The organism is Spirochaetota bacterium (genome assembly GCA_017999915.1).
GTDB lineage: Bacteria > Spirochaetota > UBA4802 > UBA4802 > UBA5550 > RBG-16-49-21.
Genome location: JAGNKX010000010.1, coordinates 129,414 through 142,031 on the forward strand (window position 1 = coordinate 129,414; position 12,618 = coordinate 142,031).

A 12,618-nucleotide genomic window follows, 5' to 3' on the forward strand; every position below is an offset into this window, starting at 1 on the left:
ATGTCCTCCCAGGATACCTTTGTAATCTTTTAAAATCAGGCACCCTGCAAAAAAAAGCATAAAAATTATTTCCCCGGTTGATTCAGTAAATTATTGTACAAATAATATAATTATATATATAAATTTAAACAAAATAATTTATCTTCTCCGATTCTGATCTAATCTGTCAGTTTTTTTCACTACTATTTATTATCCTCTTATTAAATTATGATATTATGTCGATAACTATGATGTAGGAGTCCTATAATGGTGAAGTATCATAATAAGCAAGGGAGGGCTTGCATATGCCGGTTTCAATGAGTGGAATGGCATCCGGAATGGATACCGATGCCATTGTTGACAAGCTGGTTAACGTAGAAGCCAGACCGATTAAGCAGCTGGAAATCCGTAAAAGAAACTATAATGCCCGGAAGGAAGCGCTCAAGTCATTGGGTAAACAGCTCTCTGACATCAATAACGCGGCCAGGGACCTGTACGGCTTCAGGACATCTTTCAATGATAAAGGCGTTACCAGCTCGGACAACTCCGTAATAGAAGCCAAGGCGTCGGCGCAGGCCGATAAGGGCGTAAAAAAGATCAAGGTCAACCAGATAGCGACTTCACATAAAGTATCCACCGACCCGATGAAGGAAAAAGACCAGCTTCCCGCCGGGAAGTTCACCATAGAGGTGGATGGCGCCAAGCAGACCATGGCGTTCAAAGGGGGCACCCTGAAAGACCTCGGCCAGAGGATAGAGGAAACCGCCTCGGAACTTGTCGCCGCTTCTTATATGCGCAAGGACGGCGAAAACTACATACTTACCATGGAATCGAAAAAAACCGGCGAGAAGGGCGAGATCAAGCTGAGCGGGGACAAGGACCTCCTTGATAAGATCGGCCTGACCGGCGGCATCGCGAAGGACCAGAAGAACGAGGTCGCCATCTCCTTCGACGCGAGATATTTTACATCCTACATGGGCGACAAGAAGGCCGGTACAGAGAACGGGAACATCAAGGTGAAAGAGAGCGGTAAAGCGGTTTCTGTCCGCGGGATCCTGTGGCGCGAGTACGCGCTTCCGGTCGAAACGGCGATCAAGAGCGATACGACCCTTGAATTCGAACTTACGTACAGGGAACAGGGGAGCGGAGATGACGAAAGGATACCGAAACGCCTGAAGATAGGTCCGAAGGAAAGGGTCAATATCAAGGGCATAGTCCTGGACAGTTATAACGTGGAGCGCAAGCGCGAGGGAAAGAAGGAGGACCAGAAGGACCTTGACAGCCTGATGGGCATCGGCCTCGTGGCCGTGGAGAACGGGAAGCGCGTTGAGAAGCTATATCCCCTCGGGAAGGACATGAAAGGGCCACGGACGATAGCGATCGGCAAGGACCTCAAAGAAGGCAGGATCAGCAAGGTCATACTGTATTGCAATCGCGGGACCATGGAAGTTTCAGGGGTCCGCCTCGCCACGCCGGCGGAGCAGAAGCCGGGATACGCGTTGAAGAACGTCATCGCTCCCGCCCATGACGCGAAGCTCACCGTCGACGGCATCGATGTGACCAGAGACCGCAACGACGGCCTGAATGATGTCATCAAGGGCGTCACCCTCACCGTGAAGCGGCCGTCGACCCATGAGGTGGACCTGAACATCGAGCAGAACATCGAGGCGTCCGTGGATAAGATCAGGAAGCTGGTCGACGCCTATAACAAGTACCTGGATATGCACCATGACCTGACCAAGGCGGCCATAACGGAGAAACCGGGTGATTTTGACAAGAGCTTCGGCCAGAAGGGGCTCTTCATGGGCGATATGTCCCTCATGAGGCTGCAGGGCACGCTCCAGACGACCATGACCAGCGCATACCCGAACAGCGCCGATGTGCCGATCAAGATGTTTTCACAGATGGGGGTTTCCACCGGCTCGATAAACGCCGAGTGGGAATCGATCAAGAACGGCAAGCTCATCATCGACGATATTGTATTGAAGAAGACCATACTGGAAAATCCGGAGGGGGTGACCCAGTTTTTCGGGTCCGATTCGGACGGTGACAACAAGGCGGACGGCGGCATGGCGTTCAGGCTCGCGGCTATGCTTAAGCCCTATGTCTCGCCCGGTAAGAACATCATCGCCTCCAAGATCGACATGGAAGACAGCTCCATTAAGCTGGCCGACGATAGCATCAAGCAGAAGGAAGAACATATCAAGAAATACGAGGAGAAGCTCAAACGTAAATTTTCCTCGATGGAGCGGGCGCTCTCCCAGACCAACGCGCAGAAGCAGTGGATGAAAAACCAGCTCGGCGGCTCGGACGGCGACGGAAAAGAGAAATAATCAAGAGGTGTGATATGCAGGTACTTATAAACGATTGCCCGGTGGATTTCGAGCTTCAGCAGGATAACAGGATCTCCGATGTCATCAATTCCATATCGGAATGGACCCGCGATCGCGACCTGGTTTTTTACGAGCTCTATATCGACGATCACAACTATCCCATAGATGACGCCCCCGACGCCAGTCTCAATGACATCAAGGTCATCAACTGCATCGTGCAGTCGAAGGCGGATATCGTGTTCTCCTCCGTGGACGAGGCGACGCGTTACTGCGACCGAGTGACTGCGTTCATGGAGCGCGTTGCGGAGACGCGGCAGTGCGGCCGGAACGACATCGATGACATCCTCTCCGGCATATCGTGGCTGCTGGAGGTCCTCTCCAAGGTGACGGGCCTCCTCGGCGTCAGCTATAACAGGCTCAAGTACAAGGACGGGGAGCTGGCGCACCACGTCCGCGCCATCGAGGCCTTCCGGGACAGCCTGGCGGTCGCCGGCAACGACGCGAAGGACATCATTGCCCTGCACCGGGACATTTTCGCCGACATCAAGCATATTTTCAGGATGCTCCTGATGAGCGACGAGATGCGGTCCCTGATCGTGCAGAGCATCGATTCTCCGGACGTGCTGATATCGTCGATCTCCCAGACCAGGGAGGAGCTGGCCGAACAGCTCGCGGGCGTGCAGGCGGCGGCCGTGGCCTACCAGATGGGCAAGGACATGGAGGGATCGGAGCGGCTGAAGTCCTTTGTCGATTTCATATACCGGTACACCAGGACCTGCTATCAGCTCGTGCCGATGTTTCACGTGGACCTGGCCGAGATCAGCGTCGAGGGGATCAGCCTGGAGGAGAAGAACCGCGGGCTGCGCACTCTTCTCCATGAGATCATAACCGTGATGGAGAACAACGATATCATCAGCCTCTCCGATATCCTTGAATACGAGATCAGGCCGGCCCTGGAAAACCTGGGAGCGTACCTGGATCAGCTGGCAGGGAAGATCACCGGCAAGTGACCGGGCGCGGTTATGCCGCGGAATGTCGCGCCATGACCGCAGTTGGACGCGCCGCTTCCCCGCCGCTCCCTCAAGCAATCGAAAACCCGCCGGTTTTAAATGACTTGATTTTTATTACCTGACTTCGACAGTTGTGCGCGAGGGACCGGAGGCGGTCCCGACGTTACCATTATCCGATCATACAGGAACCGCTGCCATGGGAAAGGACAAGGAACAGAAAAAGCCGTGGGGGGGCCGCTTCACCGGCTCCCTGTCGAATATCGCCGAGAAGCTTTCGGCGTCGATCGGCTATGACAGGCGCCTCTGGCGCCAGGATATTCGGGGGTCGCAGGCCCACGCGAAAATGCTCCACCGGATCGGCATACTCGCCGACGGCGAGCTGTCGGACATCCTGGGAGGCCTGGACGGGATCGGGAAGGAGATAGAAGCGGGTGTCTTCGAGTTCAAGGATTCCCTTGAAGACATCCACATGAACATCGAGGCGGCCCTGACGGAGCGGATCGGCGACGCCGGCAGGAAGCTCCATACCGCGCGGTCACGCAACGACCAGATCGCCCTGGACATGCGCCTCTACATCCGCGATGAATCGGAGGAGATCCGTGCGCTCCTCGCCGGACTCGCGGGTCTCCTGGCGGACACCGCAGAAAAGAACATTGACGTCATCATGGCCGGGTACACCCACCTCCAGGTGGCCCAGCCGGTCCGCTTCGGCCAGCACCTCCTCGCCTACGCCTGGGGGCTCCTGCGCGACGCGGAGCGCCTCGACGCCTCGGTGCGCGCCTGCTCGAAGCTCCCCCTCGGATCAGGGGCGCTGGCCGGACTCAACTACCCGGTGGACCGCGAGTTCGTGCGGAAAGAGCTCGGCTTCGATGAGATCGTGCCCAACACCATGGACGCGGTGAGCGACCGCGACTTCATTTTCGATTTCTGCTATTTCGCCGCGGTCTGCGCCGTGCGCCTCTCCCGCTTCTGCGAGGAGCTGGTGCTATGGTCCACGACGGAATTCGGCTACATCCGCCTGGGGGACGGCGTCACCACCGGATCGTCCATCATGCCGCAGAAGCGCAACCCTGACATCGCCGAGCTCATCAGGGGTAAATCGGGAAGGTCCATCGGGAACCTCATGTCGCTCCTTACACTGCTGAAGGGCCTCCCCATGACCTATAATCGCGACCTCCAGGAGGACAAGGAGCGCCTCTTCGATTCCATCGATACGATCAAGCTTGCCCTGGCCGGCATGATCGAGATGATCTCCACCATGACCGTGAACAGCGACCGGATGAAAAAGGCGGTGTACAGCAACTTCTCCACTGCCACGGACCTGGCCGATTACCTGGCGCGCAAGGGGGTCCCCTTCCGCAAGGCCCACGAGATCGTGGGCGCCATCGTCAGGACCTGCGAGGAGGAGGGGACCGATTTCTTCGCCATGAAGGCGGCTGATTTCAGGAGATTCTCGCCGGAATTCGGTGATGATATCGCCGATATCATCAATCCGGAGACCAGCGTCGAGCGCAAGGTATCGACGGGAAGCACGGCGAAAAAAGAGGTGCTGGCGCAGATAGAGGCGATACGGAAAAAGATATAGCCCCCCCCGTCCCCCGGAGGGGGCATATTTATCCCTCACCCCCTTCCCCCTCTCCTTTTTGCCAAGCTTCATGGGAGAGGGCGCGCCGAAGGCGGGGTGAGGGTATATTGAATCGAGTGGCGTGACCCCGCCTTCAAACACATACCCACAATTATCCTTGACAATTATTCCGCCATCCGTAAAAACTATCCCTTAATCAAAAAATACGGTGGACAGGATCGGCGCTATGGATCGACCATGGCCACAATCAGACCACCGGCAGGATACGGAAATGAATATGCAAGACAAAACACGGGCCCAGCTTGATTGGAAAAATCTCCCCTTCGGTTACGAAAAAACCGATTATAACGTCCGCTATTACTGGAAAGACGGTAAGTGGTCTACCGGGGAAATGGTAACCGACGAGCATATTCCCCTCCACATGGCGGCCCCGTGCCTTCATTACGGCCAGGAGGCCTTTGAGGGTCTCAAGGCCTTTGAGACAAAGGACGGCAGGGCCGTTGTGTTCCGTCCCCTCGAGAATGCGCACCGGCTGCAGAAAAGCTGCAAGCGCATCTTCATTCCCGAGTTCCCGGACGACCTGTTCATGGATGCGGTCACCAGGGTGGTGAAGGCCAACCGGCGATTCCTGCCGCCCTACGGCACCGGCGCCAGCATGTATATCCGTCCCCTGGCGATCGGGATCGGCGCCCGGGTCGGCCTGGGCCCGGCGAGCGAGTATCTTTTCATAATGTTCGCAACACCGGTAGGCCCTTACTACAAGGGCGGTTTCAAGCCGGTCAAGGCGCTGGTCGTGGAGCAGTTCGACAGGGCCGCTCCCCAGGGCGTGGGCGACTGCAAGGTGGGAGGCAACTACGCCGCGGGCCTCGGCGGGGGCGAGTACGGCCATGACCTGGGATACCCGGTGGTGCTCTACCTTGATTCCAAGGAGCACAGGTACATCGACGAGTTCAGCACTTCGAACTTCATCGGGATACGCGACAACACCTATATTACGCCGAAATCGAACAGCATACTGCCGAGCATCACCAATGACAGCCTCTCCATCATCGCCCAGGACATGGGGATGATCGTGGAGCGGCGTCCCGTGGAGGCGACGGAGCTGGAGAGCTTCAACGAGGTCGGCGCCGTGGGCACCGCCGCGGTCATCACGCCGGTGAACACGATCAGGTTCCGCGACCGCGACTTCACCTTCGGCGACGGGGACAATCCCGGCCCGGTGGTGAAGAAGCTCTATGACCGTCTCACGAAGATCCAGACGGGCGACGCCGAGGACAAGTTCGGCTGGCTCTACGAGGTGAAATAGGCGCGCTTTTCCGGGGATACCCCGCAAAAAAAACGCAGCATGAGTCCTGTTATAGAAAGCGCGGTCACTGGATCGCGCTTTCGTTATATGCAAGTCCCCCTCCGGGGGATTTAGGGGGCTTGGGTGTTAACCTTTTTGTTCCCGTACAGCACGAAGAAATAGCTGGTGGTGGGCACGTTGCGGCCCGCCATCCGGGCCGAGTCCGTGTTGTGGAGTATCTCCATGGAACCGGATTTACGCGCCTTCACATAGGCCATGAGCGCCATGAGCCCCTTCCGGCAGTCCATCTCCGCGTATCTGACCGTTTCAGCGGAAACCTCGTCCCGGAACTTTACCAGGATCTCCCGCGTCCGCTTGTCGAGCCTTCGGGCCTCGGCGCTGGACCTATCATGGACGAAATCGGAGGAAAGGATGAGGATCGCGCCGGCGCCCGCCTCCGCCGCCAGGGCCAGGCCGAGACGGCGTGCCTCCTCCCATGACATGCGGTAGCTCAGAAGAAGGGGCGCCACCTTCGACCGGGGAAAGTAATGGGCAATGAAAGGAATGACGGCGCCGACGGAGTGCTCGCCGATAAAGGCGTCCTCGTCGATGGCTGCCGCGCCGGCCGCGCAGAGGCGGTCTGCCAGGGCAAGGTCCGGCGGGCACGTGCCGAAGGGCGTTTTCCACGGGCGCCTGGTCGCGGCGGTTATGGCGGCGCACTGCCGGCGGTGGTCCGGCCCCAGGATGATGAAAGTCCGGGGCGCCTCCCCGGCCGGGGCCTTCCGGATCGTGGCGAAGAAGGCGGAGATGTGTCCGCCCGCGAAGAGGTGGTGGCTCACGATACCGCCGTGTATCTCGTCCATGGCCGAAGGGAAGGTCTTACCGTCCCGGGCGAATCCCTCGTAAAATTCCCGCTCGTCGCTCCGGGAGGAATAGTGGACCGGCCCCGGCGCGGCGCAGCCGGCGGCGGCCGCGACCAGGAGCGCGGCCGTCAGTCCGCGGAGGGGATGAGCCTGAGCCATGACGGTTCCCGCTGCTTCAGGTAGTCCCTGCCCGCGGGATTGTACACCTTGCCGCGCCATTCCTCGTCGGTCATGCGGGCGCTCATGGGCGCCTTGAACTCGTAGTACGAATACACGTAGCCGATGCAGACCCGGGCGCCGTTCCGGTCGCTCACGAACATGAAGATCTCCTTCGGCATGCCCACGCCCACTTCCAGCACCTGGCCGGAGGAGGAATCCGTGTGCACGTCGGCGACGACGGCCATTTTCTTGTAGGTGTCGTCCATGAAGACTTCCTCGCGGGGGAGAACGATGCCGGATAGTGTCTTCGTGCAGTTTCCTATGTACATGAAGTCATCGTCGCCGATGGGGGCGTTGCCCGCCTCCCTGTCGGCGATGGCGGCCAGGCGCTTCAGCACGCCGCCGAAGACGCCGAGCTTTTCCCGGTACTCGTCGGTGAGGACACCGGCGGCTGAGAGCTTTTTCATGGTCATGTCTGTCAGCGCGACGATCCGCCTGAAGAAAAGGGGATTCGGCTCCACGTAGCCGCGGGGGATCCGCGGCTGCCCCGCGTAGTACACGGTCTCCGGCTCGGGGCCGCCCATCTCCGCGTAGGACTGCTTGGCGTAGAGGATCGTGTCATGGCGGAGCTCCGCCCATGATCCGTGGGCCGAAAGGAGGAGCCGGTATTGCCATTCCGGGTTCCCCATGAATGCGGGGAGGCCCTTGTCCGGCTTCGTGAAGAGGGACCTGATGCAGTTGAGCCAGCCCCAGTAGATGTTCTGGCTGAAGACATCGTCGCCGTAGTCGCCGAACTCCTTCTTCAGCTGGCGGTACTGCTCGCTGAACCGGGGGATCTCCCTGATCTCGCTTTCCAGCAGGCGCTCCGATTCGGCCGATCCCAGGATCGCCATCACGTCGAGGCCCCGGGGAAAGTTCCGGGGACGGGCGTTGCTCCCGATCCGGGGCGAGGTGAACATGGTGAAAATGTAGGAGTCGGGGATGAAGCGCTGGCCCATGAAGCGGAAGCCCCGCGTCATCTCCTGAGCTTCCTTCAGGTCCGGGGCCTTTCCGCCGGTCATGGTTTTCGTCGAAATGATCTTCGGAGCCTTCAGGGTCTTTAAGTACTCGCTGAATTTTTTCAGCTGTTTCTCTCCGGGGTTTGTTCCGGGCGAGTAGCCGCTCCCGAACACTTTTTTCATGGCCTGCTGGAAATCGTACACGTCAAGGTCGTCGCTCCGTCCCACGATGAAGGACGTGGGAATGTAGATCGATTCCCACGCCTTCAGGTATTCCTTTTTCGAAAGGAGATCGGTTATGATGATGGCCGGCAGCGGCTTGTCAGCCGGGAAATAGATCCGCCCGTACCACATCATCACCTTGAAGTAGGTGCGGAGCTTCTCATCCTTGTTGTAGTGGCCCCGGGGGCGGTACTGGCTGTAATCCTCGTCCTCCCCGGTAATGGCCGATTTGGCGAAGCCGGAGGCGCTCTTGATGCTCCGTATCTCGCCGGCCACCAGGGCCTCGATCTGCGCGTCGCCGGCGCTCCCGCCCATGACCGACAGGGGAACGCAGAAGAAGGCGGCCGCCAGCCTGTATGCGTCCTTCATGGCCGGGTCCGACGCCGAGCGGTATCCCTTCAGCGCTTCCCGCGCCAGGGACTCGGTAAGGCTCTTGATGGCCGGATAGAACTTTTTCTTCTCGATGTCCTCAACCATCCGCATGAACAGGAGGTGGTAGAGATGGAGCAGGTAGTCCGACGATATGAAGAGGGGCGTGACGCTGTAGACCGGTGTCTCATCGATCTCCGTAAGCTCCACGACCTCCCGGGGTTTCTCGATACCGCTGTAGAACTGGTAGAGGTCCACCATGTCGTCTATGTTGATGTTGGGAAGGCGGTCATGCTTCACGCTCCTTATGTAGAAGCCGCTCTTTTTCAGCCGGGTCGACTCTGCGGCGCTGAAGCCGTATTCGGTGTACTTGTACCGTCCCGATTCGGGGGCCCCGAGGAGTGACTGCCTGCTCTTGAACTGGACCGGCGTGGCCTTCAGGCGGATCGTCTTCGGGATGTCGCCTTCGACGGCGGACTTCCCGCCCCTGTCTCCGCCGTCATCCATCCGCTCCCCGGAGGGGTCCCGGACATAGGCGCCGTAAATCCATCCTTTTTTACCGGGTCCGGTTTTCACGTAACACCAGGGCTCCTCGAAATTGAGATATTTTTCTCTGTGCTCACTTTTTTCGAGGAGCTGCACCTTCTCTCCCTTTGAAAGCATAGTCACCGCGTTGCCCTTGAAGGACGGCTTGTCCAGGAGAACCCGCTCATCCGTCACCACCAGGGTCCGCGGCTTCTTATCAGCGCCGCTGAGATCCTGGACGGTAACGGCAAATAGAATGATTGCGATTGTGATTATGCAGCGTTTCATGGAAGACCTCCAGACAATTGTTATCTAATGCGCGGTGGGTTCATCAGCTTGGCCGCTCACGGGCATCCGTGCCCTCCGCGGCATTCCTGTCTTCCCGGCAGTAACATGCGACCAGGATGCAGGATATCGCCGGTTCCGACGAGTCAGCATGGTGCGCTGGCCAGGAGGGCCGAGTGCAGGGCCGCGACAGGAGGTCGCATTTGGCTCTGCTTATACGTGGCGGACGAGCGATGGACCCCCGCGCATATATAAAGAGTGTTATTATATGAGGGAGTGATTCCATCTCGCCCGCGATTTTTCATTTCTTCAAATTTTTCTTGAGCACATCCATCAGGACGTCCTGCCCCGCCTTGTTCAGGTGCACCGGGTCCATGGCGTAGTCCGGATTGAGGCCCCCGTTTTTCAGGAGATGGGGATACACGTTGACATAGGTCACGCCCCTCTTTCGGCAGATGCGTTCGAGCTGTTCGTTGAGCGCGACCAGGGTGGAATTCTTGATGATAATGGCCGGGTCCACCGGCAGGTTGCTGAGGCAGTAGACGTTTTTGCTGACACCCTTGTAGTAGCCGAGGAGCTCGTCATAATTGCGGTACGTGTCCTCCGACGGGAGCTTGGCGACGAGGTCGTTCCCGCCGACTAGGACGACGATCCGGGCAGGTTTAAGCAGGGAGACCTTTTCCCTGCGATCGAGGAGCGTCCTGGTGGTGCTGCCGCGGTAGGCGTAGTTGCAGGCCGGCTCCGACAAGTAATCCTGCACGTTGATCAGCTCGATATTGCTGTCTCCCTCGAAGAGCGTGCATCCGGCGGCGCACGACTTCTTGTTGATCTCCTGGATTTTCTTTACGTGGTCGGTGAACTTTTGATAGTTGGATACCCTCCTGGCGGCGCAGCCAGAGAGGAAGGCCGCCAGGACGAGAATGATTGCGGCGGTGAAGGCCCTGCGGGCCCGCGTCTTTCGCGGGGCCATGGAGCGATCGGATCCCCCGGTCCCGGTATCGGCGATGATGGGCAGCGCCTCGGCCGTTTTTGGGAATGCCGTGAAGGGACGCATCTATGACGACGTGACCCTCTCCGCCTGTATGGCAAGGTACTTCACCAGGGTCTGCTCTGTTATTGCGCCCATGGTAACGAGGATGATCCCGATCAATCCTCCCTCTTTTTTCTGTATCTCAATGGCCTTATCCAGCTGTTCCTTGGATATTTCCTTGTTTTCCAACAGAATCTCACCCAACAATGGTCGTGCCATGATTATCCTCCCGGTAATAATTATACATGGTAATGCCCTATGGCGTTATTTCTACAGCAACAATCTCCTGATGGCGTCCTTCCAGATGGCGATCTGGTGCTCTCGCACGGGAGCGTCCATGGCTGGAGTATATTTTGACGATATCTTGTTGTTCTTCGCTATTTCACTGATGGAGCCGTACACCCCCCCGGTGATGCCGGCCAGGTAGGCCGCCCCCAGGGCCGTCGACTCCGTGATCTCCGGAAGCAGTACCGGGATGTCAAGGATGTCGGCCTGGAACTGCATCAGGAAGCTGTTTTTGGTGGCCCCGCCGTCGACGCGCAGCTCCGGGATCGTCGTCCCGGTGTCGTCCTCCATCGCTTCGACCAGGTCCCTCGACTGGAGGGCTATGGCCTTGAGGGCCGCCATGACGATTTCCTCACGGGACGTGTCCCGGGTCAACCCGAAAATGGCTCCCCGGGCGTCCATGTTCCAGTGGGGCGCTCCCAGTCCCACGAAGGCGGGAACCACGACGACATTGCTCTCCCTGGCCACGGATTTCGCCATGTCCTCCGAATCGGCGCTTACGGCGAAGAACTTCAGGTAGTCCCGCAGCCACTGCACCACGGCGCCGCCTATGAAGACCGAGCCCTCCAGCGCGTAGACCGGGCGCCCGCCGTCGTCGCAGGCGAGGGTGGTGAGGAGGCCGTTATGGGAAATGGCGAAGGTGTCGCCGTTGTTCATCAGCATGAAACAGCCGGTGCCGTAGGTGTTCTTTGAGCTCCCGACAGTGACGCAGTTCTGTCCCACCATGGCCGCCTGCTGGTCGCCGGCGATGCCGCCAATGACGACGCCGTCCGGAAGGCCCGGCGCGTTCCTGGTGACGCCGAATTTCGACGCCGACGCCATGACCGTGGGGAGTATCTTTTTCGGAACGGAGAGGATGTTCAGCAGCTCATCGGACCATTCCTTCTTGCGGATGTCGTACATGAGGGTGCGGGACGCGTTGGTGTAATCCGTGGCGTGGGACACGCCGTCCGTCAGCTTCCACAGGATCCAGGTGTCGATGGTGCCGAAGAGGAGCTTGCCGCTTTCGGCCAGGGCCCGGGCCCCCTGCACGTTGTCCAGGAGCCACTTGACCTTGGTGCCTGAAAAGTAGGCGTCTATGACCAGGCCGGTGGTGTTGCGGAAAACGCTTTCGTGGCCCGCCTTCTTCAGCTCGTTGCAGATGTCGGTCGTGCGGCGGCACTGCCACACGATGGCCCGGTGGATCGGCCTGCCGCTGGTCTTGTCCCAGAGGAGGGACGTTTCGCGCTGGTTGGTGATGCCGATGCCGATGGCGTCGGACGGATTGAGGCTTCCCCGGGAGATCGCCTGGGGGATGAGGGCGCTCACGGAGTCCCATATCTCCTCCGCGTCGTGCTCCACCCATCCCGGTTTCGGGAAGTGCTGGGTGAACTCCTTGTAGGCGCTCGAGATCGGCAGGCCCTGTTCGTTGAAACAGAAGACCCTGTTGCCGGTGGTGCCGAGGTCTATGGCTATGATAAAACGCGTTCCCATTCTCTGATCCTCAAAGATAGTCGGTGCCAGTTCACGATAGTACCGTTTATCAAAAAACAATGTCAATGAAAAAATTAATCCCGCCGGGCTGAAGTTATAATAATTTATATATACAAGATGAAGGCGCCGTTACCGGATAACGCCGCGGGGCTTTTTTCTTGGCGGTTCCTATGATTTTGTCGATAAAATAATATCGACTCTCATTGCGTGGTAACAT

Annotated in this window: 9 protein-coding genes; 4 read left to right on the plus strand and 5 right to left on the minus strand. The window is 58.4% G+C overall.

Annotated elements, in window-relative coordinates; genetic code table 11:
* Positions 1-284 precede the first annotated feature (284 nt).
* The 4 genes from fliD (at position 285) to KA369_15355 (ending at position 6,213) form a co-directional block, all read left to right on the plus strand.
* Positions 285-2,312: a flagellar filament capping protein FliD gene (gene fliD / locus KA369_15340; GenBank protein ID MBP7737353.1), complete on the plus strand. Its 2,028-nt coding sequence runs from the start codon at positions 285-287 to the stop codon at positions 2,310-2,312.
* 14 nt (positions 2,313-2,326) lie between these two features.
* Positions 2,327-3,322, plus strand: a complete 996-nt coding sequence (locus KA369_15345) for a hypothetical protein (protein ID MBP7737354.1) — start codon at positions 2,327-2,329, stop codon at positions 3,320-3,322.
* Positions 3,323-3,518: 196 nt separating this feature from the next.
* On the plus strand, positions 3,519-4,907 hold the full coding sequence (gene argH / locus KA369_15350) for an argininosuccinate lyase (GenBank protein ID MBP7737355.1): 1,389 nt from the start codon (positions 3,519-3,521) through the stop codon (positions 4,905-4,907).
* Between the two features lie 277 nt (positions 4,908-5,184).
* Positions 5,185-6,213, plus strand: coding sequence for a branched-chain amino acid aminotransferase (locus tag KA369_15355; GenBank protein MBP7737356.1), 1,029 nt, complete (start codon positions 5,185-5,187; stop codon positions 6,211-6,213).
* A gap of 110 nt (positions 6,214-6,323) precedes the next feature.
* On the opposite strand, the gene amrB is transcribed toward KA369_15355, so the two are convergent.
* The 5 genes from amrB to glpK all read right to left on the minus strand — a co-directional run bounded on the left by amrB (position 6,324) and on the right by glpK (position 12,401).
* On the minus strand, positions 6,324-7,214 hold the full coding sequence (gene amrB, locus KA369_15360) for an AmmeMemoRadiSam system protein B (GenBank protein MBP7737357.1): 891 nt from the start codon (positions 7,212-7,214) through the stop codon (positions 6,324-6,326).
* Positions 7,184-9,616 carry a DUF3160 domain-containing protein gene (locus tag KA369_15365; GenBank protein ID MBP7737358.1) on the minus strand — a complete coding sequence of 811 codons (2,433 nt, stop codon included), beginning with the start codon at positions 9,614-9,616 and terminating at the stop codon, positions 7,184-7,186. The genes amrB and KA369_15365 overlap by 31 nt, the downstream gene beginning before the upstream one ends.
* Before the next feature lie 298 nt (positions 9,617-9,914).
* Entirely contained in the window at positions 9,915-10,667 is a 753-nt protein-coding gene (locus KA369_15370) for a hypothetical protein (GenBank protein MBP7737359.1), read from the minus strand.
* Complete coding sequence (locus tag KA369_15375) at positions 10,668-10,862, minus strand: hypothetical protein (GenBank protein ID MBP7737360.1); 195 nt, start codon at positions 10,860-10,862, stop codon at positions 10,668-10,670. It abuts the gene before it with no gap.
* 51 nt (positions 10,863-10,913) lie between these two features.
* Positions 10,914-12,401, minus strand: coding sequence for a glycerol kinase GlpK (gene glpK, locus KA369_15380; protein ID MBP7737361.1), 1,488 nt, complete (start codon positions 12,399-12,401; stop codon positions 10,914-10,916).
* Positions 12,402-12,618 lie beyond the last annotated feature (217 nt).